The organism is Zoogloea dura (assembly GCF_012927165.1).
Lineage (GTDB): Bacteria > Pseudomonadota > Gammaproteobacteria > Burkholderiales > Rhodocyclaceae > Zoogloea > Zoogloea dura.
The window spans coordinates 46217-71248 of record NZ_JABBGA010000025.1 but is presented as its reverse complement, the minus strand read 5'-3'; the positions used below and the strand labels follow the sequence as shown (position 1 = coordinate 71248).

Here is a 25032-nt window from a genome sequence, read left to right as displayed (position 1 = left end):
GCCGGCTTCGTCCAGTGGTACAACGTCGATCATCGTCACAGCGGTATCCGCTACGTCAGTCCGGCCCAGCGCCATGCCGGTGAGGATCAGGCGATTCTGGCTGCCAGGCATGCTCTTTACACCGAGGCTCGCGAACTCAACCCGGCGCGTTGGTCCGGCAATACGCGCAACTGGTCGCCCATTGGCGCAGTCACGCTCAACCCGGAACGTGAGTCCGTCATAAAGACGCATTTGCCTGACGTGAATACTCAACAGTTGGCTGCATGACCGAGGCGACAACTACCTTGACGCGCGCCGGGGGTCAGCACGTCGATGGCGGCGCGGGGGCGCACCTGCACCAGGTGCATGTCGCCGAGCTTTTCCGCCTGCAGGCTCAGGTGGCCGCCGACAAATGCACCCCGCTCGCTGGCCAGCAGGGCGGGCAGCAGCGGGGCGGGCAGGCGGCCGCCGCGCCATTCGGGCCATTCCAGCAGCACCAGGTCGGCGAAGGCGGCATCGGCGTAGAGCATGACGCCGGCGGAGTCGCAGATTGCCGCCGAGATACGCTGGGGGCCGGTGCGGTGGCGCACCCGTTCGAGGTACTGGACGCGGTTGATGTTGAGCACCGAGGCGATGTGGGGCATGACGAGTTGTCCCAGCTCACTGTCGCGGGCCGAGAAGCGTGGCACCAGGCTGTTGCGGTACAGCGAAAGGTGGGTCCACAGGTTGAGGGCCGGATCCACCGAGATCACGCAGAGCAGCTGGGCCATGTCGTGCCTCTCGGTGAAGCGGCGGAACTCCGGGCACATGCGCTCGTCGGTGATCAGCATGTGCACGGGCTGCCCGGGGGCGGATTTGACCAGCGGCACCAGCGGGTCCTTGAACTTGATCTCCTCCCACTCGGACAGGAAATCCCGGCCCAGCCGGTACAGGGCATTGCTGTGCATCAGCGGGGTGCCGTCCACCAGGGTCGAGCGGCCCAGCCAGGCGCTGTCGAAGTCCAGGTGCTCGCGCAGCAGGCTGAACAGCTGGGTCTCGAACTCGCCGATGTTGGCCGTCAGGGCCAGCGGGTAGAGCTCGAGCAGCAGACGCCCCAGCGAGGCGGCGACACTGCCTGTTGCCTCGGCCGGACAGGGCTGTGGCGCATCCCGTTCCAGTTCCTTGTCCGAAAAGGCCCGGGCAATTTCCACCTCGAGGCGCTCGCCCCAGTCCTGCGTCGCTTCCATATTGACCTCCGCTGTTGGCACTCCTTGCGCTGGACGGCTCCCGGCCGGTGGCGCTTTTCCTTTTTTATTCAAGGTACTGCAGAACCGGTCTGTTCGCAATGCGGAGATCGGGAGGTCGTTCAAATGAACGATGCGACCCGGTTTTCGGGGCTGGATTCCTCGTTGCTGCGCGTCAATGCCCCAGCGCTGGGCATGCACCAGAAAGGGGTTTCGGTGGCAGGAGATGTTGCAGATTGATTAAGGCCGACTTGCACTTGCAGGGGCCGCAGCCCGCGCGGCAGGGTGGCTCCCGGTCGGTGGGCATCCGCTGGTCATGGTGCCGCTCGATCCCGATGACATTAAGTCGGACAGGGGGGTCGCACTGCCGTGGTGCAGCATCGCTGCGCGTGCCGCGTCAATTTGAACGACTGCCGGCGCTTGCCACCGGCTCTTAAGGTTCCGTCACCCGGTCGGCCTCCCGAGAGAGACCGGCCCCATCAGGAGAGACGGAACCATGAGTTCAAGGAGCAGCTTCATCACGTCGCTGGCACCGCTTTGCATCATCGGCGGCCTGCTGTACGCGGCGCTTTACATCAAGCCGGCAGGGGGCGGCACCGCCCTCGAGCCGCCGGTGATCGCCCCCCGCGATCATTTCTACGCCATGGTCCAGGCGGCCGCCGGGCAGTTCTGGGCGGTGGGTAACGACGGCAAGGTGGTGCTGGGCGATGGTCGTGGCCGCTGGCAAGTCCAGGCCAGCGGCACCCGCGCCCACCTGCAGGCAGTGGATGCCTGGGATGCCCGGCATGCCCTGGCGGTGGGCAACGAGGGCACCGTGCTGAGCACCGGCGACGGTGGCCAGACCTGGGTCAAGGTGGCCGCGCCGGTGTCGGCCACCGCCAACAAGCTGATGCGGGTGCAGGCCCTGCCGGAGGGCCAGGCGGTAGCGGTCGGCGAGTTCAACACGGTGCTGCTCGGCAGCGCCTACGGCCGCCACTGGGAGCGCCTGACCCCCGAGCAGGATGTGGCCTGGTATGGCCTGGCGGTGCGCGGTTCGCGCATCACCGTGGCCGGCGAGTTCGGCCGCCTGATGCAGTCCGACGACCTCGGGCGCAGCTGGCGGGCGATCACCACGCCGACCGAGGCCCACCTCACCGCCGTCGCCTTCGCCGACGAGCGGCGCGGCGTGGCGGTGGGCCTCAACGGCACCGTGCTGCTCAGCGAGGACGGCGGCCGCTCGTGGCAAGCGGTCGGCCAGGGCGGCGAGGAGCATCTGTATGACGTGAGCTGGGATGGCCGCCGTTTCGTGGCCTGTGGCGACCGGGGCCTGCTCCTCGAGTCCGTCGATGGCCGGGCCTGGAAGGCCCTCGATGCGGCCCTCGGTGAGGCCCGCAATTTCCTGTGGTTCTCCCGCGTGGTGCCTGGGGCGGAAGGTCTCCTGCTCGCCGGCGCGACGCTGGGCGTGGTCCATGGGGACCGTTTCATTTCCCTCGCCAGCGAAGCCGCCGGCACGTCCGGCCCGGCTTCCGCCGCGCCCCGCTGAGAGGTCGCCATGCTCGCAAGATTCGTTGATTTCTGTATTGGGCGACGGGCCCTGGTGGTCACCGTCATCGGCCTGCTCACCCTGCTGATGCTGGGGGCGGCCAGCCGTATCCACGTGGGGACCGACTTCGAGGACCTGCTGCCCCGGCACCATGCCTACGTGGAGGTGCACAACCGTTTCAAGGCCACCTATGGCAGCTCCAACGCCGTCACCATCGTGCTGGAGGCGGAGCAGGGCGACATCTTCCGCACCGACTTCCTGGAGCGCCTGCGCACCGTGACCCTCGAGCTGCGCAAGGTGGACGGGGTCAATCCGGAGCAGATCATCTCCCTGGCCTCGCGCAAGATCGTCGATGTGCGCTCCAGCTCCGACGGGCTGGAGAGCCGGCCGCTGATGTTCCCCGAGGTGCCGTCCGACGCCGCAGGCCTGGCCGAGCTGAAGGCCCGCGTGCAGCGCAACGGGCTGGTGCTGGGCAGCTACGTGTCGCGCGACCTGGGCGCGGCGCTGGTCACCGTCGATTTCTATGACCACCTGCTCAAGCCGGAAGAGGCCTTCCGCCAGATCCGCGCCATTGCCGACGCGGTGGCCGGGCCCGGGGTGCGCGTGCGCATGGTCGGCGAGCCCATCCTGGCGGGCTGGGTGGCCTATTTCCTGCCCGAGACCCTGACCATCCTGGCCGCCACCCTGGCCGTGCTGGGGGCCTTGCTGTTCCTCTTTTCCCGCACCTGGCGCGGCACCCTGCTGCCCGGCCTGGCCGGCTTCACCAGCGGCTGCTGGGCGCTGGGCGTGGCGGCGCTGGCCGGCATCCAGTTCGATCCGCTGGTGATCGTGGTGGCCTTCCTGATCACGGCCCGCTCCATCTCCCACTCGGTGCAGCTGGTCACCCGCTTCGACGACGAGCTGAAGGCCGGCGCGGCCACCGCCCGGGAGGCCGCGCGCAAGGCCATGTTCGGCCTGTTCAAGCCGGGCATGCTGGGGGTGATCGCCGACGCGGGCTGCATGATCATCGTGATCCTGGTACCCATTCCGCTGATGCAGAAGGTGGCGGTGATCGGCACCGTGTGGGTGTCCACCATCGCCCTCAGCGCGGTGGTGATGACCCCGGTGCTGCTGTCGTGGGTGCGCCTGCCGGTGCGCCATGCCCACCCCATCAACCTGATGCCGGGGCTCGACAGGGCGATGGCCGGGCTGGCCCGCCGGGTGGTCGGGCGCAATGCCTACAGCGTGGTCGCGGTGGCCGGGGTGGTCTTCGTGGTGTCCGGCTGGTTCGCCTTCGACATCCGCATCGGCGACGCCAATCCGGGCTCGCCCATCCTGCACCAGGATTCCGCCTACAACCGGGATGCCACCGAGATCAACCGGCGCTTCCCCGGCACCGACCGGATGTTCGTGGTGCTGGCCGGCGAGCAGGCCGACGACATCAAGCGGCCCGAGGCCCTGGAGACCATGAACCGCTTCCAGCGCTACATGGAGGCCCAGCCCGAGATCGGTGCCAGCCTGTCCCTGGCCGACCTGATCCCGGTGATCAAGCGGGTGATGCGCGACGGCAACCACCACTACGAGGAATTCGGCCGCAACCAGAACGAGAACGGCGAGCTGCTCTACCTGTTCAGCAGTGGCGGCGCCGACCCCTCCGACCTGGAGCGCCTGGCCGACCGGGACTTCAAGACCGGCGCCGTCACCCTGTTCTTCCGTGACCACCAGGGCGACACCATCCGCACCGCCGTGGCGCGCATCAAGGAGTTTGCCGCGGCCAACCCGCTGCCGGGCATGCAGTTGCTGCTGGCGGGCGGTTTCGCCGGGGTCACCGCGGCGGTCAACGAGGTGATCCTGGCCAGCCAGATCGAGAGCATCGCCCTGGCCCTGCTGGTCCTGGTGCTGTGCTGTGCGGTGACCTACCGCTCCCCCAACGCCGGCATGTTCTTCATGGTGCCGGTGATCCTGGCCAACACCCTGACCTTCAGCTTCATGGCCTGGAAGGGCATCGGCATGAACATCAACACCCTGCCGGTGGCGGCCCTGGGCATCGGCCTGGGCGTCGATTACGCCTTCTACATCATCGACGACATCCGCGAGGAGCTGCGCCACGGCAAGTCCCTCGAGGAGGCCATCGCCCTGGCCCTGGCCGGCGCCGGCAAGGGCGTCACGGTCACCGCCGGCACCCTGATCCTGGCGGTCGCCATGTGGGGCTTCTCGTCCCTGCGCTTCCAGTCGGAGATGGCATTGCTGATGGCCATCTGGCTTGGCATTTCGGCCTTCAGCGCCCTCGTGCTGATGCCCGCGATGGTGGTGGTCTTCAAACCGGGCTTCGTCATGGGGACGGCCCGCGCCGCCTCCGTCGCCCGTCCCCTGCAGTCAATCCAACCCTAGGAAACCCCCATGATGAAAAAGCGATTGCTCACCCGCCAAGTGGCCGGTGCGGTGGCCGGCCTGTCCCTGTCCTGCGTCCTGTGCAGTGCCGCCCAGGCCGATGAAGAAGGCGAGATCCGCGTCGGCGGTTACCTGCGCGGCTATGCCGGCTGGAACCTGGACGACCCGCAGGAGCTGAGCGGCAACGACCGTGGCCGGCTCAGCATGCTGCGCGGCCAGGCCTACATCGAGGCCGACTCGAAGGGCCCGCGGTTGCAGTGGAAGATCGCCGGCCGCGCCGTGCGCGAGGCCCGCACCGACTACCTCTCCGACCTGCAGGACCTGGAGCGCAGCCGCGGCGCCTTCGCCAATCCCGGCTTCAATGTCACCGACATCTACAACTCGGCGCAGATCCGCGAGGCCTGGGTGCAGTTCCAGCCCACCGAGAATCTCAACGTCAAGTTCGGCCGCCAGCAGGTGGTGTGGGGCGAGACCGACATCTTCCAGGCCCTCGACGTGATCCACGGCTACGACAACACCTGGGCACCCCTGCTGGAGGAGCCGGACGAGACCCGCAAGCCGCTGATCCTGCTCAACACCACCCTGTCGGTGCCCGAGGCCGACGGTTCGCTCCAGCTGGTGATCCGTCCGGGCTGGGACGAGGGCAAGTACATCGGCAGCACCTTCGACCTGTACGGCGGCCGCGGCCGCACGGCGGGCTACAAGGGCGCGTCCTCGGTGTACGGCAATGGTTTCGACTACCACCACCCCGAGGGCAACAAGGATGACGTGACCTACGCCCTGCGCTGGAAGGGGCTGGCCGCCGGGGTGAACTACCACCTCAGCTACGTGAAGGCGCCCTACACCCGCAACGTGATCGCCAACTCGGTGTACGCCCCCTACGTCAAGGCGCCCACCCCCACCTCGCCGACCGGCCTGCTCAACTGGATCTTCCCGACCGTGGATGTCTTCGGCACCGGGGCCAACGGCTATGTGCAGTCCATCGACACGGTGCTGTCCGGCGAGCTGGTTTATACCCGTGGCGAGCCCTTCAACGTGGGCTCGGTGCCGTCGGCCTCGCCCAACTGCCTGGGCGCCATGGGGGGCGTGGCCGACTTCACCAGCTTCAGCGGCCTGTGCGGGGTCAAGCGCAAGAACACCGTGATGACCATGGTGCGCGCCGAGAAGACCTTCCAGACCATGGACCTGCTGTCCACCAGCGGCCCCCTGTCGGTGTCGGCCCAGCTCTTCAACACCCGCGTGCTGGGGCTGCGCGACGAGGAGGACCTGGTCCAGTCGATCGGCTATCCCGACCGGGTCAAGCACGACACCACCCTCGGCACCCTGGTGGTCCGTGCGCCCTTCAACGGCGACAAGCTCGGCACCACCCTGGCCCTCGGCCGCGACTTCAGCAACCGCGGCACCTTCATGGCCATCGCCCTCGACCAGGAGCTGGGCGCCCACTGGCGCCTGAGGGCCGAGGCCGACCTGTTCTGGAGCAAGGAGTCCGACGTCGCCATGAAGGACGTGGCCGGCGTCGGTGTCATCCCGGTCGGCAACGCCGCCGGCCTGCCCGGCGTGCTCGGCCGTAACGACCGCTTCTACCTGCGTGCCACCTACCAGTTCTGATTCACCGCCAAAGGACACTCCCATGAAAACCGCAATCCGCCATCCCCTCGCGCTGCTCGCCGGCCTCCTCCTCGGCAGCTTCGCCCACGCCGCCGAGATCCCCGCCGGCACCGTGCTCAACAAGGCCAGCATCGACAAGCTGCTCACCGAGACCCTCGACGGCAAGCCCCTCAAGAGCCTGCTCACCGAGCGGGTCGAATGGATGGTCCGCAACCAGGGCTTTGCCATGAAGCTGGCCAACGCCAGGCCGATCGAAGTGGATGCCCGCTGGAAGGAGGCCACCAAGCGCAACGCGCCCCAGGTGAAGTTCGAGACCGCCACCCGCACCGTGTCGGGCTGGAAGGGCGGGCTGCCCTTCCCGGTCATCGAGGCCGGCGACCCTACCGCCGGCGACAAGGTGGCTTGGAACGCCCGCTACGGCCTGCTCGAAGGCTACGCCCAGGACGAGCCCTACGTGGCGGTGTACCTGGTGGACCTCGACAAAGGCGTCGAGCGGGTCCAGAACTGGGCCTACAAGCGCGTCATCATGAACGGCCGGGTCGGCGCCGAGGCGGGCACCCTGGGCGACGGTTCGGTGCTCGCCAAGACTTTGGTCTTCCTGACCTATCCCCAGGACATCCGTGGCATCGGCTCCTTCTCCTTGCGCCACCTGGATGCCTCCAAGGTGGATGACAAGTGGGTTTACATCAACCAGTTCCGGCGCACCAAGCGGGTCTCCGGCGGCGGCTGGATGGACCCCCTGGGCGGCGGCGTGGACATCCTGCAGGAAGACCTCAATGTGTGGGACACCCCGCCCAACTGGTATCCCAGCGTCAAGCTGAAGGGCAAGCGCTGGGTGCTGGCGGTGGCCCATGCGGGCAAGCCGGTCGATGAATCGAAGAAGCGCACCCCCGCCGAACTGCTGCAGTCCGACCTGGAGCAGCCGCCCTACATCAACAGCCGCAATGCCTGGGAACCCCGCGAGGTGTACGAGCTGGAGGTGACCCCGGCCACCGAGCACCCCTATGGCAAGCGCGTGGTGTACGTGGATGCCGAGCTGTTCCAGGCCTACCACTCGGAGATCTACGACAAGAAGGGCGAGTTCTGGAAGTTCATCAGCTACGAGCGCGCGCCCGTCGTCGGCAAGGACGGCTTCAAGGGCTTCTCCGCGCTGCAGGGCCGCTTCATCGACGTCAAGCGGCGCCACGCCACGGTGTTCGCCAGCGACTGGGTCATGAACGATCCCAAGATCAACGACAAGACCATCACCGCCGAAGCCCTCGAGCGCGAGGCCGGCAAGTAAGGCTTGGCACGCAAGGCGGGCCCGCCCGCCCCGCATCCCCCCATTCATCGAAAGAGAGCCAGACACCATGAAGATTGACGAATACAGCCGCCTCGACGCCACCGCCCTGGCGGCCCTGCTCGACCGCGGCGAAGTGAGTGCCCAGGAACTGCACGACTGCGCCCGCCGTGCTGCTGCCGGCCTCAACCCGGACATCAACGCCATCATCGAGATCTTTCCCCACGCCTTGCACTACGAGCAGGACGGCCTGTTTGCCGGCGTGCCCTTCCTGATCAAGGACCTGGTGCTGCATGCCGAGGGGATCGCCTGCGACGGCGGTTCCCGGCTGATGGCCGGCCGCTACGTGTCGGCCCATGACAGCGAGCTGATGGCCCGCTTCCGGCGCGCCGGGCTGGCCACCCTGGGGCGCACCACCACGCCGGAGCTGGGCTTCAATGCCAGCACCGAGTGCGTGCTGCACGGCCCCACCCGCAACCCCTGGCACCTGGGCCACAGCTCGGGCGGTTCCAGCGGCGGAGCCAGCGCAGCGGTGGCGGCCGGCATCGTGCCGGTGGCCCATGCCAACGACGGCGGCGGCTCCATCCGCATCCCGGCATCGGCCTGTGGGCTGGTCGGGCTCAAGCCCTCCCGCGGGCGCCTGCCCTTCGGGCCCGATTACGGGCTGCCCTTGATGGGGCAGGCCAACGAGTTCGTGGTGACCCGCAGCGTGCGCGACGCGGCAGCCCTGCTCGACGCCCTGGAAGGGCCGCATCCCGGCGAGATGTTCAACATCGAGCGGCCCGCCGAGGCCTACGCCCTGCAGATCCGCCGGCCGGGGCACCGCCTGTCGATCGCCGTGGCCGACCGCCTGCCCGGCAGCGACAAGGCCGATCCGGCCTGCCAGGCCGTGCTGCAGCAGACCATCCGAACCCTCACCGACCTGGGCCATTCGGTCGAGATCGACGCACCGTCCTATGACGCGGAGCAGTTCCATTCGGCCAACGTGATGATCTGGTCGTCCTTCCTCGCCTCGGCGGCCCTCGGCACCGCCGCGGCGCTGGGCCGGGACTACGACGAGAACGAGGTCGAGGCCTGCACCCGCGCCTGCATCGACTACGGGCGGCGCCTCAGCGGCCTGCAGCTGGAGCAGGCCCTGGCCGCGATGAACAGCGTCAGCCGCCAGGTGGCCGCCTTCTACGGCAAGTACGACCTGCTGCTCACCCCCACCATGCGCACGCCGCCGCCGCCCATCGGCTACCTCAACCAGAACGATCCGAGCCTGGATGCCCGTGGCTGGTACGACCGCATCTTCGACATCTGCCCCTACACCGCGCTGTTCAACTTCACCGGCCTGCCGGCCATCTCGCTGCCCCTCGGCATGGCCGGCGAGCTGCCTGTCGGCATGCACTTTGCGGCGCCGATGGGCGGGGAGGGCACCCTGCTGCAACTGGCCGCCGAGCTGGAGACCGCCATGCCATGGCATCAGCGCACCCCTGCCATCCACGCGTCGAAACTCGCCGGAGGCTGAGATGAACATCGAGAACCGCGATCTCCTCTGCTACGCCCGCTTCGACCAGCGCCTGGCCGGGCAGATCGCCCGCAGCATCACCCCGGCGCTGATCGAAGAGCATCGCCTGGCGCCGCTGGGCGCCCACAGCGATGCCCTGGCGCGGGTCCTCAACTACTTCCGGCGCGGGCCGGTGCCCGGCAAGTACGGCATCGCCACCGCCGGGCCCTTCGGCCCCTATCGCATCGTCCGCCTGACCGGGCAGCGCGGCCGGCGCCCGCAGCCCGCCGACGACACCCTCTACGACAGCATGGACGCGGTCTACCACGCCGTCTTTCTCAAGCGCCTGGCCGACTTCAACGCGGCAGCGAGGTAATCATGGAAAACGTCCGCATCTTTGGCTATTGCGATCCCCTCTCGGTGCGTGCCGGCGAACGTGTCGACTTCATGGTCAGCGCCGAGGGCACCACCCGGGTGGAGGCCCAACTGGTCCGCCTGATCCACGGCGATGAGCACCCGGACGGCCCGGGCTACCTGGACACGCCCGTCGCCAGCCCGCTGGACGGGGCGCTGGCGGTGGCGCGCCAGTTCACCCAGGTGGGCAGCTTCGCCCGGGTCGCCGATCCGGCCGGGCTGCTGGCGCCCGACGGGGCCTTCAGTGGCTTTGCCTTCATCTGGCCGACCACGCCCGGCGGCCGCTCCCAGACCCTCTTCGGGCGCTGGGATGCGGCGCGGGTCAGCGGCTACCGCTTCGGCATCGACGCCCAGGGGCGGCTCGAGCTGGCCCTCGGCGACGGCATCAGCGTCGCCCACCTGCTCGGCGAGGTGCCCCTGTTCGCCCGCTGCTGGTACCTGGTGGGCTTCAGCCACGACCCGGCCAGCGGCGAGACGCGCCTGTACCAGGAGGCGGTGATCAATGCCAGCAACTCCCTGCATGCACCGATCCTGCCCTATGCCTATGCCGAACGGCGGGCGGGCGTGCTGACCCAGGCCATCCTGCACCTGCCCGACACTCCCTTCGTGCTGGCCGGCAGCCATCGTTTGGGTACGCCGGCCCAGGTGGTGGATCTGTACAACGGCAAGATCGATCGCTGCGGCCTGGTCGGTCGTGCCCTCGACGCCGCCGCCTTTGACGCCATCCGGCGCGACGCCGACGGCCTGCCGGGCCGGGAATTCCGGCTGCTCGCCTACTGGAACCCGAGCATCGGCTACGGCCCGGCCGGCATCGGCGATACCCTGGTGGACCAGGGCCCGGCGGCGCTCGACCTGGAGGGCTTCAACCGCCCGGTGCGGGCCATGACCGGCTTCAACTGGAGCGGCCGTGACGACAGCTACCGCCTGGCCCCGGAGCAGTACGGCGGCGTGCATTTCCACGACGACGCGCTGATCGACTGCCGGTGGACGCCTGCCTGCAGCCTCGAAGTGCCGGCCGACCTGCCCAGCGGCTGCTATGCCCTCAAGCTGCGCCAGGGCGGCGTGGAGGAGCACATCCCCTTCTTCGTGCGGGCCGCCACCCCCAGGGCTCCGATCGCCGTGCTGATGGCCACCGCCTCCTACCTGGCTTATGCCAACGAGCAGCTGTCCTTCAGCTCGCCGGTGGTGCAGCCCATCTTCGGGCGCACGCCCATCCTCAGCGAGGACGACATGATCCGCGTCGAGCGGCCGGAGCTGGGCCTGTCGGCCTACGACTGCCACAGCGATGGGGCAGGGGTCTGCTTCAGCTCCTGGCGGCGCCCCATCCTCAACATGCGGCCGCGTTACCGCATGGCCCTGGGCAGCACCTGGCAGTTTCCGGCCGACCTGTCGATGATCGCCTGGCTCACCCACAAGGGTTACGACTACGAGGTGCTCACCGACCACGACCTGCACCGGGACGGCCTGGCCGCCCTGCAGCCCTACCAGGCGGTGATCACCGGCAGCCATCCGGAGTACTACTCGTGGCGCATGATGGACGCCACCGAACAGTACCTGGGCGGCGGCGGGCGGCTGATCTACACCGGCGCCAACGGCTACTACTGGGCGGTGAGCTTCCGTGACGACGAGCCCTGGTGCATGGAGGTGCGCAAGCTCGATTCCGGCTCCCGCGCCTGGCAGGCCCAGCCTGGCGAGCACTACAACCAGAGCGAGCCGGTGCGCAGCGGCCTGTGGCGCAACATCGGGCGCACGCCGCAGAAGCTGCTCGGGGTCGGCTTCGCCACCGAGGGCTTCGATGCCTCCGGTTCCTACAGCCGCATGCCCGACGCCGACAAGCCGGAGCTGGAGTGGATCATGGCGGGCGTACCGGAGACCCTGATCGGCGACTTCGGCCTGGCCCTGGGCGGCGCCGCCGGCCTCGAGCTGGACCGCTACGACCTCCACCTGGGCACCCCGCCGGGTGCCTACCTGCTGGCCACCTCGCAAGGGCTCAGCGACAACTACCCGCGGGTCTCCGAGGAGATCTACTACATGTTCCCCGGCCAGGGGGCGACCCAGGACTACCAGTGCCGGGCCGACGTGGTGTTCTTCGACACGCTGAACGACGGCGCGGTGTTCTCCACCGGCTCCATCGCCTGGACCAGCGCCCTGCCCAGCCGGGGCTTCGACAACCCGGTGTCGCGGATCACCGCCAATGTGCTGGATGCCTTCATCCGGCCGGGGCCGCTACCCGGGCGCGCCGCCCGTCCCTGAAACCCATTTTCCTGTGTGAGGCCACCGCCCCGGTTTCACCCTCCTCCCTGGAGCACGGGGCGGTGTTCGGGTCCTCCCTGGCCGGGGAGGACCCGTTTTTTTATTGCCGCACAGCGGGGAGCGTGGGGGCATCTTTCATCGCCGGGCCGCCCCAAGATGAAAGGCGCCCCCCCGGGGGGCAGCGAGCCGCGCAGCGGGGAGCGTGGGGGCCATTACGCTTCTTCAGCCATCTGCTCGATCCGCGCTGTGGTGTCCCGGGTGCGCTCGGCAAGCTTGCGCACCTCGTCGGCCACCACGGCGAAGCCGCGGCCGCTTTCGCCGGCGCGGGCGGCCTCGATGGCGGCGTTGAGGGCCAGCAGGTTGGTCTGGTCGGCGATCTCCTTGATGGTGCCGACCAGGGCGTTGATCCGCGCGAGGGTGGCCTCCAGGCGCGCCTGCTGTTTGTCGCGCGTGTTGCGCGCCTCGCTTTCGCGCAGCTGGGCGTCGATGTCGATCAGGGCGCCGACCGCCCGCAGGGGGCGCCCGTCCGGGTGGCGGCGGGTCTGGGCCGAGGCGCGGAACCAGTGGTAGTCGCCATTCTTCAGGGCCAGCCGGAAGCGCTGGTCGTAGGGGGTGAGGCCGCGGCGGTCTTCCAGGTGGGCGATGAAGGCGCTGAAGGTGGCGTCCCGGTCGTCCGGGTGCAGGCGCGAGGCCCAGGCATCGAGGGTGTTCGGGAAGTCGCTCTCGTCGGTGAAGCCAAGCAGGCGGCGGAACTGTTGCGACCACCACACCGGGTTGGCGGGGTCGAGGGCCCGCCCGTTGAGGATCTCGATGTCCCACAGGCCATCGGAGAGCAGCTCCCGCACCAGTTCGAAGCGGTCCACGCTGCGGGTCAGCAGGGCGGCCTGTTCGCGTTGTTCATGGATGTCCACCAGCGAGCCGGCCACCCGCAGCGGTGTGCCCTGGCCGTCGCGCAGAGTGGTGCCGATGGCGCGGAACCAGCGGTAGCTGCCGTCCTTGCGGGCCATCCGGTATTCGATGTCATAGGGCGTGCGGCCGCTGCGATCGGACAGGTGGGCGGTGAAGGCGGCGGCGACCTGTGGCGCGTCGTCCGGATGCAGGCGCCCGCTCCAGCTGTCCAGCCGGTCGGGGAAGTCGCCGGTGTCGTGGAAGCCCAGCAGCTGACGCAGCTGGCGCGACCACCAGACCACGCTGGCCGGATGGGCCGGGTCGCCGCCCACCAGGCTGATGTCCCACAGGCCTTCGCCGCTGGCCCGGCTGATCAGGTCGAAGCGTTCGGCCAGGCGCTCGAGTTCGGCGCGGGCGGCTGCCAGCTCGGCGGCCTGGCCGGCCAGCTGCTGTTCGAGGGCCTCGCTCCGGCGGGCGATGGCGGTGCTGCGTTGCAGGCCGGCCTCCTGCGCCGCATGCAGGCGGGTGTCGAGCTCCCGGAAGGCACGGGTGCCGCGGAAGGGGGCGGGGAAGGGGGTGCCGGCTTCGATGGCGTCGGCGTAGTGGCGCAGGTGGGCAAGCCACTTTCGGTTGGCAAACACGGTGGGGGCTCCTCGGGGGGGATCAGGCGGCTGCGCCGTTGCGGCGGCTGAAGCGGGGAGACTGGATGACCCAGCCGTCGAGCTGTGGCAGGCCGGTGCCGGTGACGGCGATCCGCTCGTTGAACCAGCAGCGGGTGGGCAGGCCCGGGCTGGAGGCGCTGGCCCGGATCGCCGCCGGGTCGCCGGGCAGGGCCGCGAGGCTGGCGCGGATCGCCGCCGCCGCTGCCTCGGGCAGGTCGCGGACGATGAAGACCAGCCGCCCGCGGTGATCGGCGAAGCTGCCGTCGGCCGGCCAGGCCGGCAGGGTCAGGCTCGGGTAGGCCACTTCCTGGACACACTGGATGACCCGCGGCAGCGCCTCGCCGGCCACCGCCAGCAGGCCCTTCACGCGCAGCAGTTGCGGGCCGTGGGCCTGCAGGATGCGCCCGAGGGCGAGGGCGAAGCCGAACCAGGGCACGGGGGCGTCGAACTCCACCACGAAGCTCGATACGCCGTCCTCGTGGCGCCCGGCGGCGAGGGCGCGGGGCGCCGCTGCGCCGACGGGGCGCCAGGGCGAGGTGCCGGCACCCGGACTGGTGAAGGGTTCGGCGGGGGCGTGGCGGGCCTTCTCCTCGCCGAGCCAGGCGGCCACGTCGGGGAGCTTGCCGGCCGTGCGCTGGCCATCCGCGTACAGGCCGCTGCCGAACAGTTGGGCCGGGGCGATCCGGCCATGGCGCACCGGGATGCGCGGCGCGCCGGGGTTGAGGGCCTGCAGGCGCGCCTCCAGGCGGGCCAGCGCGGCGGAGTCGGCGAGGTCGGTCTTGGTCAGCAGCAGGCGGTCGGCCAGGGCCACCTGGCGTACCGCCTCCCGGTGGCCGTCGAGCTGGGCTTCTGCGTGGGTGCAGTCCACCGCCGTCAGCACGCCGTCGCAGACGTAGCGGGCGGAGACGAAGCGTTCCTCCATCAGCGTGTAGACCACCGGCACCGGGTCGGCCAGGCCGGTGGTCTCGATGACGACCCTGCGCAGCGGCGGGATCTCCCGGCGGGCGTTGCGCTGGTGCAGGGTCTTGAGGGCCTTGACCAGGTCGCCCTGCACGCTGCAGCAAATGCAGCCCGAATCGAGCAGCAGGGTGCTCTCGTCGATCTTCTCGACCAGGTGGTGGTCGACGCCCACCGCGCCGAACTCGTTGATCAGCAGGGCGGTGCCGGCCATGGCCGGGTCGCCCATCAGGGCGTTGAGGAGGGTGGTCTTGCCGGCGCCTAGAAAGCCGGTGAGTACGCTGACCGGAATGCGGTCCACGGGGAGCGGTGTGTTCATGGGTGTCTCCTGTCGTTCTTGTCGGGCCGTGCGTGCAGCACCGCGTGCCGCCGGCAGGCCTGGATGCTGGCAAGGGTCGTGCCACGGCGGTGGGCCGGCCGGCGGGCCGCGTGTCTGCCGGGATGGGCGGTCGGAGGTGGCGGCATGCCTGTCCGGGAAGCGGTCGATGGCGGGTGAGCGGGTGTCCGGAAACCGATCTGCGGCACGCGCTCCACCGGTCGGGCCGACACCTATTCAGGAGCTTGACGGTGTCGTCGTCCCGCGGGCCTGATGGCATGCCCCTTGCCATGTCCCCTGCGGGGCCCGCTGCCGCGGGCCATCACCCGACAAGCAAAGAGAAGGAGACAACATGGGGGTATGCACCATCGGCTGGGCTCATTCGCCCTTCGGACGGCTGGACGGCCTGTCGCTGGAAGACCTGATCGTGCAGGTGAGCCGCGACGCCCTGGCCCATGCGCAGGTGGACGGGGCCGAGGTGGACGGGATCTGGCTGGGTCAGCTCAACGGTGGCTTCGTGCCGGAGATCTTCTGTTCTTCACTGGTCCTGCAGGCCGATCAGCGGCTGCGCTGGTGCCCGGCCACCCGGGTCGAGAACGCCTGCGCCTCGGGGGCGGCGGCGGTGTTCGCGGCCTGCGACGCCATCGAGTCGGGCCGTGCCGGTCTGGCCCTGGTGGTGGGGGCCGAGAAGATGACCGGAGTCTCCGGGCCCGAGGTGACCCGTATCCTGGGGTCGGCGTCCTATGTGAAGGAAGAAGCCGCCTGCGGCATGAGCTTCCCGGGCCTGTTCGGCGATCTGGCCCAGGCCTACTTCGATGCCTACGGCGATCACGCCTCCACCCTGGCCCGGATCGCCGCCAAGAACCACGCCAACGGCACCCGCAACCCCTGGGCCCAGATGCGCCGCGACCTGGGCTTTGAGTTCTGCAATACGGTCTCCGAGCGCAATCCGCGCATCGCCGGGCCCCTGCGCAAGACCGACTGCTCCCTGGTCTCCGACGGGGCGGCTGCCCTGGTGCTGGCCGACGAGTCCCTGCTGGCCCGGGCGGTGCGGGCCATCCGTTTCCGGGCGCGGGCCCAGGTGAATGACTTTCTGCCGATCTCCCGGCGCGACGTGCTGAGCTTCGAGGGGCCGCGGCGGGCCTGGGGGACGGCCCTGACCGATGCCGGCTGCCGCGTCACCGACCTGTCCTTTGCCGAAGTGCATGATTGCTTCACCATTGCCGAGCTGCTGACCTACGAGGCGATGGGCCTGGCCCGGCCGGGGCGGGGCGCCGACCGCCTGGCCGACGGCACGGTGCTGCCTGGCGGAGCCCTGCCGGTCAATCTGTCCGGCGGCCTCAAGGCCAAGGGCCATCCCATCGGTGCCACCGGGGTGTCGATGCACGTGCTGGCGGCGATGCAACTGGCCGGGGAGGCCGGCGACATGCAGGTGGACAGCCCCCGCCTCGGCGGCGTCTTCAACATGGGGGGCGCTGCCGTGGCCAACTACGTGAGCATCCTGGAGAGAGCGAAATGAATCTGGCCCACATCCTCGCCCGTTCCGCCCGCAGCTTCCCGGAGCGTCCGGCGCTGCTGGTCGGCGAGCGCTGCATGCACACCTACGCGGCCCTGGCCGCCCGGTCCGCGCGGCTGGCCGGCTACCTGCGCCACAACCTGGGCCTCGAGCCCGGGGCGCGGGTGGCGATCTTCATGGGCAATACGCCGGAGTACATGGAGTGCCTGTATGGCGTGCTGTGGGCGGGGTTGGTGGTGGTGCCCATCAACGCCAAGCTGCACCCCCGCGAGGCGGCCTGGATCATCGGCAACGCCGAGGCCCGGCTGGTCTGCGTGTCGGCGGAACTCGCCGGCGGGCTGGCCCCGGCCCTCACCGAAGGCGCGGCGCCCGTGCCCCTGCTGGTGCCCGGCGACGGCCATTACCTGCGCGCCGTGTCGGCCCTGGCGATCCCGGTGCAGGACCGCGCCCCGGACGACCTGGCTTGGCTGTTCTACACCTCGGGCACCACCGGCCAGCCCAAGGGCGTGATGCTCAGCCATCGCAACCTGCAGGCCATGACGGCCTGCTTCTTCATGGATGTGGATCCGGTGCACGCGGACGACGCGGTGGTCTACGCGGCACCCATGTCCCACGGCGCCGGCCTGTACAGCTTCCCCTACGTGCTGCGGGGCTGTCGCCACGTGATCCCCGCGTCGGGCGGTTTCGAGCCCGAGGAGCTGCTCCACCTGTCCCGCCGGGTCGGGCGTCTGTGCCTGTTTGCGGCGCCCACCATGGTGCGCCGGCTGGTGGACCGGGTGAGGGCGGAGAAGGCCGATCCCTCCGGCTTCCAGACCATCATCTACGGCGGCGGCCCGATGTACGCCGACGACATCCGTGCCGCCCTCGACAGCATGGGGCCGCGCTTCGTGCAGATCTACGGCCAGGGCGAATCGCCGATGACCATCACGGCCCTGTCCCGCAGCGTGCTGGCCGACCGCAGCGAGGCGGCCTGGGCGGCATGGGTCGGGTCGGTGGGGGTGGCCCAGGCCCTGGTGGAGGTGCGCATCGTCGACCCCGAAGGCCAGCCCCTGGCCAACGACGAGGTGGGCGAGGTGGTGGTGCGCGGCGACACGGTGATGGCCGGCTACTGGCGCAATCCGGCGGCCACGGCCAGCGCCCTGCGCGATGGCTGGCTGTGGACCGGCGACCTGGGCTCGATGGATTCCCATGGTTTCGTGACCCTGCGCGACCGCTCCAAGGACGTCATCATCTCCGGTGGCTCCAACATCTACCCGCGGGAGGTGGAGGAGGCGCTGATCGCCCACCCGGCGGTGCGCGAGGTGTCGGTGATCGGGCGTCGCGACGCGGAATGGGGGGAGTCCGTGGTGGCCTTCGTGGTGCTCGAGGACGGTCACGGAGCTCTGGGTGCCGAGGCGCTGGACCAGCATTGTCTGGCCCATATCGCCCGCTTCAAGCGTCCCAAGGAATACCGTTTCGTGGCCGCCCTGCCGAAGAACAATTACGGCAAGGTCCTCAAGACGGAATTGCGGGCGCTGTTGCGGGAATAGGCTGCCGGCCCTTGTTCGGGAGTCCGGGTTGCGCCGCCCGGATTCCGGACGACGGGGGCCAGCCTATGGCCGTCATCCGGACGGTATTCCGTCAGCAATACACTCTTTTGGGAATGTATTCCTTTTAAATCAGCGTCTTGTTTTTGCTGGCACCCCTCTTGCTGAATAGCCTGCCGTGGAATGGCCGTTTGCCCGCAGGCGGGATCACGGTATTCCCGCCACATGGGGCTATTTCTGGAATAGAGAGGACGCAAGGTGTCTGTGAGAAAGATCCATTCGACGGCGGCCGCGGCGCTGGCCGGCGTATTGCGTGACGACATGACCATCATGTCGGGTGGTTTCGGGGTCTGCGGCATTCCTTCGGCGCTGATCGACGTGGTGCTCGAATCCGGCGTGAAGGGGCTGACCCTCATCTCCAACAATCCGGGGGCGGAGGGCCTGGGCCTGGGCAAGCTGTTCGCGACCCGTCAGGTGCGCAAGCTGATCTGCTCCTATGCCGGCGAGAACGCCCAATTTGCCCGCCAGTTCCTGGCCGGTGAGGTGGAGGTGGAGTTCAACCCCCAGGGGACCCTGGCCGAACGCATCCGCGCCGGGGGCGCCGGCATTCCGGCCTTCTACACGCGCACCGGGGTGGGCACCGTGATCGCCGAAGGCAAGCCGCTGGCCGAGTTCGACGGCAAGACCTACCTGATGGAGCGCGGCCTGCGTGCCGACCTGGCCCTGGTCCATGCCTGGCAGGGCGACAGCGAGGGCAACCTGGTCTATCGCATGACCGCCCGCAACTTCAATCCGATGATGGCCTCCGCTGCCGACCTGACCGTCGCCGAAGTCGAGCACTTGCTCGAGCCGGGGCAGATCGATCCGGACCACATCATCACCCCGGGCATCTTCGTGGACCGCATCGTCCGCCTGGATGTCGTCGATAAACGCATCGAGCAGCGCACCGTCCGTCGTCGCGCCGCCACCGTGGAGGAATGAGAGATGGCCTGGACCCGTGACCAGATGGCGGCCCGCGCCGCCCGCGAGCTGCGCGACGGCTATTACGTGAACCTCGGGATCGGCATTCCGACCCTGGTCGCCAACCATGTGCCGCCGGGCATGTCGATCCAGTTGCAGAGCGAGAACGGCATGCTCGGCATGGGCCCCTTCCCGTGGGAGGGCGAGGAGGACGCCGACCTCATCAATGCCGGCAAGCAGACCATCACCACCCTGCCGACCACCAGCTTCTTCGACAGCGCCGCCTCCTTCGGCATGATCCGCGGCGGCCACATCCAGCTGTCCATGCTGGGGGCGCTGCAGGTGTCGGAAAAGGGCGATCTGGCCAACTGGGCGGTGCCCGGCAAGATGGTCAAGGGCATTGGTGGCGCGATGGACCTAGTGGCCGGCGTCGGCCGCGTCGTGGTGATCATGGAGCACACCGCCAAGGGCGAGGCGAAGATCGTCCGCGAGTGCTCCCTGCCCCTCACCGGCGCCGGCGTGGTGAACATGATCGTGACCGACCTGTGTGTCTTCGAGCTGCGTCCGGAAGGGCTGGCCCTGGTGGACCTGGCGCCGGACGTCACCCTCGACGAGGTGCGCAACAACACTGAAGCGGAGTTTCTCGTGGCGCTGCAATAACCGGTGAGCCCCTCCTTCGGGCACCGGCTTTTTGGGGGCAGGGCATCATCCAGTGAGGAATCCCTCTCTCTCCTCGGAAACCTCTGTTTCTGGAAGCCCCCGTTTTTTTTATTCCTGTCGTTCGATTTCCGGACGGTCGCTGCGTCCGGAAATCGAACGGAACCCGCCTTTTTCGCTTGTTTCTCCCCGCGCCCTGTCACCGGATCGCCCGTGCCAGGGCGCATGAGCATGTGTGGCAGCGCACTGGCACAAAGAGTGCTAAATCACCCTGCCGGCTTTGCAGTTCCATTTACGTCGCGCGTTCCCGGGAGGGATGGTCCAAAATGAAGATGTTGCGTGCCTGCCCTGCATCCCGGGGCAGGCCGACCGGTGCGCGGTGCCCTTGTCTGGCACCCGGCCGTGGCAAGGGTAATCCCGCCGAGACACGGGATTGCCCGCGTCGCCGGAATGGCGGCGCAAGGAATGAAGCCCCGGGGGTAAACGGCCTTTGAGCCGTCCGCCGGGGCTCCGCAGAAAGACAGAACCGGGCGGGCGGCAGGGTATGCCGCGATGACCTGGTCGGGCCTACAACCAAAGGAGGGTGGACATGGCTGCCACAGCATCCGGCCAGTTGTTTTCCGTACCGGAGAACGACGGTCACATCATGACGTCCTGGGAGCGCTTCCTGAGCGGCGATGAAACCGCTTCGGATGCACTCCGGCGTCTCATCGACGATTCCTGGCGGCGTTGCCAGGGGGCCAGCGTCGATCCGGGGCGCGACCAGGCGCCACCGCCGATCGGCGAGCACTTCCTGCATTCCCTGCGCGACGAATGCGGCGAGCTGCTCACCGCCAGTGCGCCGGTGATGGCTTCGGCCCGCGACTTCCTGTCCGAGACCGGCACGGTGATGGTCCTCACCGATCAGTGCGGCACCATCCTCAATCTCGAGGGCGACATGACCACCCGCGGCGCGGCGGAGAATGTGCACCTCCTCTCCGGCGCCAACTGGAGCGAGCTGGCCTGTGGCACCAATGCCATCGGGACCGCCCTGGAGGTTGGTCAGCCGGTGCAGATCCACTCGGCGGAGCACTACTGCGCCGGCATCAAGCGCTGGTCCTGTTCGGCCACGGTGATCCGCGATCCCTACGACGGCACCATCCTCGGGGTGGTGGATGTGTCCGGCCTGAGTGCGTCCTACAGCCGTCACAGCCTGGCCCTGGTGGTGGCCACCGCCGGGCGTATCGAGAACCGCCTGGCCAAGATCGAGATGGGCATCCGCTACCGTTTGCTGGAAGGCTGTGTCGATCGCCTGTCGGGCAGTTCGGCTGACGGCATCATCGTCTTCGACCGGCGCGGCCGGGCCATCAAGGCCAACGGCCGGGCGTCGGTCGTGCTGGCCGATCTGGGGATCGGCGAAGCGCAGGCGGCGCCGGATGGCCTGGCCTCCCTCAGCCTGTCCTGGAAGAAAGGGCATGAGGTGCCGGACGAACTGCCCGAATGGATGCGCCGGGAGTGGCTGGAGCCGGTGATCCAGGACGGCGAGCACATCGGTGCCGTACTGACCGTGCCGAGCCGCAAGGGCGCGACGGCCGGAGGCCGCTTCCCCGCGCCGGTGTACAGCTGCGATGCGGCCGAGAAGGGCGCCTTCGAGCGGGTGGTCGGCGAATCGCCAGCCCTGCTGCAGGCGGTGGGGCGGGCCCAGCAACTGGCCAGGTCCCGTGTGCCGGTGCTGCTGCTCGGCGAGACCGGCGTCGGCAAGGACGTGTTTGCCCGCTGCATCCACGAGTCCGGGGCCACCCGCGACGCGCCCTTCGTGGCCCTCAACTGCGGCGGCTTCTCCCGCGAGCAGCTGACCAGCGAACTCTTCGGCTACACCGAAGGCTCCTTCACCGGGGCCCGCCGGGGCGGCATGATGGGCAAGATCGAGGCGGCCGACGGCGGCACCCTGTTCCTCGACGAGATCGGCGAGATGCCCATCGACCTGCAGCCGCATTTCCTGCGGGTGCTGGAAGAGGGCGAGGTCTATCGCCTGGGCGAGAACAAGCCGCGCAAGGTCAATTTCCGCCTGATCGCCGCCACCAACCGGGATCTGCGCAAGGAGATCCAGGCCGGCCGCTTCCGCATGGACCTGTTCTACCGGGTTGCGGTGACCAGCATCAACATCCCGTCCCTGCGCGAGCGGGCTGCCGACATCCCCCTGCTCGGCGCCTATTACCTGGAGCGCCTGTCGCGCCAGCATGGCCTGGAGCCCAGGGTGCTCGCTCCGGGGGTGGTCGAGCTGCTGCGCCAGTACGCCTGGCCGGGGAATATCCGGGAGTTCCGCAATGTGATGGAGAGCATGCTGCTCACCGCCCAGGGGCAGGTCCTGACCGAGGCCGACGTCCCGGCCGATCTATGGGGCGCGCTGGGCGATCGCGCACCGGAAGAGGTGCTGCCGGTCGGTGAGGGCAGCGACCTGACCTGTCTCGAGAACGCCGAGCGGGATGCCATCCTGCGGGCCATCAAGGGCTGCCGCGGTAACATGACGGCGGTGGCGCGGGAGCTGGGCATCGCCAAGAGCACGGTGTACGTGAAGCTGAAACGCTTCGGGCTCGAGAGCTACGTGGACGATCTGCGCAATTACCGGGTCTGATTGCCCGGACGGCTTTTCTGGGGGATGCAGGGGCGGCGGAAGCCGCCCCTGTCCATTTCTGAAAGCCCTTTCCGCCTTATTTCATCCCGAAATGCAGAGCGTCCGTCCTCCGGACGGTCCGGGCGTTCGATGTTGCGTTGCATTATTTCAACCGGAATCCGGACGGGTATCCGGAAGGAAAACGGGAGATTAATTCACGGGTTTGTTGATTTTATTTTTAATCAAATAAAATCAATTGGTTGGCTGTTTATCAATTCTCTCTTTCCGCTGGCACGCTGCTTGCCATATCCCTGTACGGACAGTCCGGGAGCCTTCATTCCCGGAATCCCGAAGAGCACGGTTTCCAGACCAAGAACTGGAAACGCTTTCAATCCACAAATGGATGGCAGGAGGTAATGCGGCATGGCATTGCAAATCAACATCGATAACGGTGGGACGCTCACCGATATCTGCATCATCATGGACGACACCGTCAAGAAGACGAAGGTGTTGACCACGCCCTACGACTTGAGCAAATGCTTTTTCGAAGGGCTGCAAAAAGCGTCGGGGGTGATCTACGGCGAGCAGAACGTGGCGCGCCTGCTGGAGGAGGTGGACCTGATCCGCTATTCCACCACCCAGGGCACCAACGCCATCTGTGAGCGCAAGGGGCCGCGCCTGGGCCTGATCATCGACGCCAAGGCCCGTGACCTGCCGGTGCGCCTGGCCGAGCATGATCCGGAGGTCTTCGAGGCCCTGGTCGGTGACCGGGTGGTCTTCCTCGACACCGCGGCGGTGACCGGCGCAGAGGCCGACATCGAGGTGGTCAAGGCCATCAACCAGCTCACCGCGGCCGGTGCCAACCGCCTGGTGGTGAGTTTCGGCGGCGGGGAGTTCCTCGACCTGGAGACCCGTTTCAAGAAGGTCGTGCTGCGCAAGTACCCGCGCCACCTGCTGGGCGCCGTGCCGGTGCTCTACGGCAGCGACCTGACCACCGACCGGGACGTGGTCCGCCGCACCTGGACGGCGCTGATCAACTCCTTCCTGCACCCGGCCATGGAGGCCTTCCTGTTCAATGCGGAAAACCGCCTGCGCGACTACCGCACCAAGAACCCGCTGCTGATCTTCCGCAACGATGGCGACGCCTCCCGGGTGGCCAAGACCGTGGCGATCAAGACCTACAGCTCCGGCCCGCGCGGCGGCATGGAGGGCATGAAGACCTTCGCCCGCCTGTACAACATGCCCGACGTGGTGGCCATCGACGTGGGCGGCACCACCACCGACATCGGCCAGTGCCTGGACGGCAAGGTCGCCGAGGTGCAGCGCGGCCACGTGGAAGGCATCAGCGTGTCCTTCCCCCTGTGCGAGATCATGAGCGCGGGTGCCGGCGGCAGCTCCATCTTCAAGGTGGTGAACAAGCGCATCGTGATCGGCCCCGAGAGCGTGGGCGCGGTGCCCGGCCCCGCCTGCTTCGGCCGTGGCGGCAAGGAAGCCACCATCACCGACGCCAGCCTGCTGTCCGGCCTCTTCGATCCCAAGTCCTTCTTCGGCGGCGGCATGGGCCTCGACCTGGACCGGGCGGCCACCGCCGTGTCCCTGGCCATCGCCCAGCCCCTGGGCATCAGCCTCGACGATGCGCTGCTGCAGATGGAACACGCCTACGAGGACAAGATCGCGGTCGAGCTGCACCGCTTCACCAAGCTCTCCAAGGACACCGTGATGCTCGCCTTCGGCGGCGCCGGCCCCCTCAACGCCTGCGGCGTGGCCGAGAAGGCCGGCATCGACCGGGTGGCGGTGCCCAAGCTGGCGGCGGTGTTCAGCGCCTTCGGCATCGGCGCCTGCGACATCTCGCAGCGCTATGCGCTGGTCCTCGAAGAGCGCAGCGATGCAGCCCTGGCGGCTGCGCTGGAGAACCTCAAGGTCAAGGCCTCCCGCGACATGTTCGCCGAAGGCTTCGGGCCGGGCGAATACGAGGTCGAGGCCTGGCTGGTCGGTGAAGTCGATGGCGCCGCAGACCGCGTGCTGCCCCTCGGCGACAGCACCGCCTTCCCGGCCGAGCTGGCCAGCGTCAAGTCCGTCGAGCTGGAGCTGCGCGCGGTCAAGTCCCTGCGCCGGGCCGGCGACAAGAAGGCGAGCTTCGTCCAGGGCCAGCCGGCCCAGGCCGACGGCACCCGCAACGTGCTGACCCGCGGTCAGGGCCGCATCGACGTGCCGGTCTATCGCCTCGCCCAGCTCAATCCGGGCGACCACGCCGCCGGGCCGGCAATCCTCGAAGAAGACTATTTCACCTGCCGGGTGCTGGATGGCTGGAGTTTCGTCATCAGCGACGCGGGCGACATCCTGCTCAACAGAAAGGCCTGAGAAAAATGAAAGTACTGATGACCGAATACCTGCGCATCGACCTGGATGCGGAACAGTGGGAATGCCGCGTCTGCGACCACGTCATCGGCTCGGCGGGCAAGAGCTACAAGGAAGGGATGCTGGTGCACAACCGGGATCCGCGGGAGATCCACCCGCCCATCATCGATCCGGAGAAGTACCGGTTCACCTTCAGCCCCGATCCGGAATGGGTGCGCATCCTCGAGTACTACTGCCCCCATTGCGGCACCCAGGTGGAAACCGAATACGCCGTCCCCGGCCACCCGCCCCTCCATGACATGGAGCCCGACCTGCCGGCGCTGCGCGCCCAGTGGGCCCGGCGCGAAGAGGTCAAGGAAGCGGTGGTCGGCCCCGCGGTGACCGCCGACAAGGGCCACGGGCACTGATGCCCCCCGGCTCGCCGCGACGCGGCGGGCCCCCCGTGAATCGCCGGCGTCCGCC

At 68.5% G+C, this 25032-nt stretch carries 18 protein-coding genes and 1 pseudogene; 15 read left to right on the top strand and 4 right to left on the bottom strand.

The genetic code is table 11. The features are described from left to right. Nucleotides 1–267 (top strand): annotated as a pseudogene (locus HHL15_RS21635) (IS3-like element ISAzo10 family transposase); the annotation flags it as partial. On the opposite strand, the gene HHL15_RS21630 reads toward HHL15_RS21635, so the two are convergent. Continuing rightward, nucleotides 249–1205 (bottom strand): hypothetical protein, encoded by a 957-nt coding sequence (locus tag HHL15_RS21630; protein WP_169147890.1) that lies wholly within the window; start codon nt 1203–1205, stop codon nt 249–251. The pseudogene HHL15_RS21635 and the gene HHL15_RS21630 overlap by 19 nt on opposite strands. A 493-nt stretch (nt 1206–1698) precedes the next feature. On the opposite strand from HHL15_RS21630, the gene HHL15_RS21625 reads away from it, so the two are divergent. The 7 genes from HHL15_RS21625 (at nt 1699) to HHL15_RS21595 (ending at nt 12137) form a co-directional block, all read left to right on the top strand. After that, a complete protein-coding gene (locus HHL15_RS21625; RefSeq protein WP_169147889.1) occupies nt 1699–2724 on the top strand; it encodes a WD40/YVTN/BNR-like repeat-containing protein in 1026 nt (341 codons plus the stop codon). 9 nt (nt 2725–2733) lie between these two features. Next, entirely contained in the window at nt 2734–5094 is a 2361-nt protein-coding gene (locus HHL15_RS21620) for an efflux RND transporter permease subunit (RefSeq protein WP_169147888.1), read from the top strand. A 9-nt stretch (nt 5095–5103) separates the two neighbouring features. Further along, on the top strand, nt 5104–6702 hold the full coding sequence (locus HHL15_RS21615) for a DUF1302 family protein (protein ID WP_169147887.1): 1599 nt from the start codon (nt 5104–5106) through the stop codon (nt 6700–6702). 22 nt (nt 6703–6724) lie between these two features. Beyond that, nucleotides 6725–7984, top strand: a complete 1260-nt coding sequence (locus tag HHL15_RS21610) for a DUF1329 domain-containing protein (protein WP_169147886.1) — start codon at nt 6725–6727, stop codon at nt 7982–7984. A gap of 67 nt (nt 7985–8051) precedes the next feature. After that, complete coding sequence (locus tag HHL15_RS21605) at nt 8052–9491, top strand: amidase (RefSeq protein WP_169147885.1); 1440 nt, start codon at nt 8052–8054, stop codon at nt 9489–9491. A 1-nt stretch (nt 9492) separates the two neighbouring features. Further along, complete coding sequence (locus tag HHL15_RS21600; RefSeq protein WP_169147884.1) at nt 9493–9846, top strand: hypothetical protein; 354 nt, start codon at nt 9493–9495, stop codon at nt 9844–9846. A gap of 2 nt (nt 9847–9848) precedes the next feature. Then, entirely contained in the window at nt 9849–12137 is a 2289-nt protein-coding gene (locus tag HHL15_RS21595) for a N,N-dimethylformamidase beta subunit family domain-containing protein (RefSeq protein WP_169147883.1), read from the top strand. A 212-nt stretch (nt 12138–12349) separates the two neighbouring features. Here the strand turns inward: HHL15_RS21595 and HHL15_RS26940 are convergent, their stop codons facing one another. Together HHL15_RS26940 and HHL15_RS21585 are read right to left on the bottom strand one after the other, a co-directional pair. After that, complete coding sequence (locus HHL15_RS26940) at nt 12350–13666, bottom strand: methyl-accepting chemotaxis protein (protein ID WP_206198908.1); 1317 nt, start codon at nt 13664–13666, stop codon at nt 12350–12352. A 22-nt stretch (nt 13667–13688) separates the two neighbouring features. Then, entirely contained in the window at nt 13689–14963 is a 1275-nt protein-coding gene (locus HHL15_RS21585) for a CobW family GTP-binding protein (RefSeq protein ID WP_169147882.1), read from the bottom strand. 349 nt (nt 14964–15312) lie between these two features. On the opposite strand from HHL15_RS21585, the gene HHL15_RS21580 reads away from it, so the two are divergent. From HHL15_RS21580 to HHL15_RS21560, 5 genes are all read left to right on the top strand, one after another. Next, complete coding sequence (locus tag HHL15_RS21580) at nt 15313–16479, top strand: acetyl-CoA acetyltransferase (RefSeq protein WP_169147881.1); 1167 nt, start codon at nt 15313–15315, stop codon at nt 16477–16479. Next, a complete protein-coding gene (locus tag HHL15_RS21575) occupies nt 16476–18005 on the top strand; it encodes a class I adenylate-forming enzyme family protein (protein WP_169147880.1) in 1530 nt (509 codons plus the stop codon). The genes HHL15_RS21580 and HHL15_RS21575 overlap by 4 nt, the downstream gene beginning before the upstream one ends. A gap of 255 nt (nt 18006–18260) precedes the next feature. Beyond that, nucleotides 18261–18983, top strand: a complete 723-nt coding sequence (locus HHL15_RS21570; protein ID WP_456243186.1) for a CoA transferase subunit A — start codon at nt 18261–18263, stop codon at nt 18981–18983. A 3-nt stretch (nt 18984–18986) separates the two neighbouring features. Continuing rightward, on the top strand, nt 18987–19622 hold the full coding sequence (locus HHL15_RS21565; RefSeq protein ID WP_169147879.1) for a CoA transferase subunit B: 636 nt from the start codon (nt 18987–18989) through the stop codon (nt 19620–19622). A gap of 586 nt (nt 19623–20208) precedes the next feature. Then, nucleotides 20209–22233 (top strand): sigma-54-dependent Fis family transcriptional regulator, encoded by a 2025-nt coding sequence (locus HHL15_RS21560; RefSeq protein ID WP_206198907.1) that lies wholly within the window; start codon nt 20209–20211, stop codon nt 22231–22233. Nucleotides 22234–22454: 221 nt separating this feature from the next. Here HHL15_RS21560 and HHL15_RS21555 read toward each other — a convergent pair whose 3' ends face one another. Next, complete coding sequence (locus HHL15_RS21555) at nt 22455–22637, bottom strand: hypothetical protein (RefSeq protein WP_169147878.1); 183 nt, start codon at nt 22635–22637, stop codon at nt 22455–22457. Here HHL15_RS21555 and HHL15_RS21550 point away from each other — a divergent pair. Next, nucleotides 22636–24573, top strand: coding sequence for a hydantoinase/oxoprolinase family protein (locus HHL15_RS21550; protein WP_169147877.1), 1938 nt, complete (start codon nt 22636–22638; stop codon nt 24571–24573). The two genes, HHL15_RS21555 and HHL15_RS21550, sit on opposite strands and share 2 nt — an antisense overlap. A 5-nt stretch (nt 24574–24578) precedes the next feature. After that, entirely contained in the window at nt 24579–24977 is a 399-nt protein-coding gene (locus HHL15_RS21545) for an acetone carboxylase subunit gamma (protein ID WP_206198906.1), read from the top strand. Nucleotides 24978–25032: the final 55 nt, after the last annotated feature.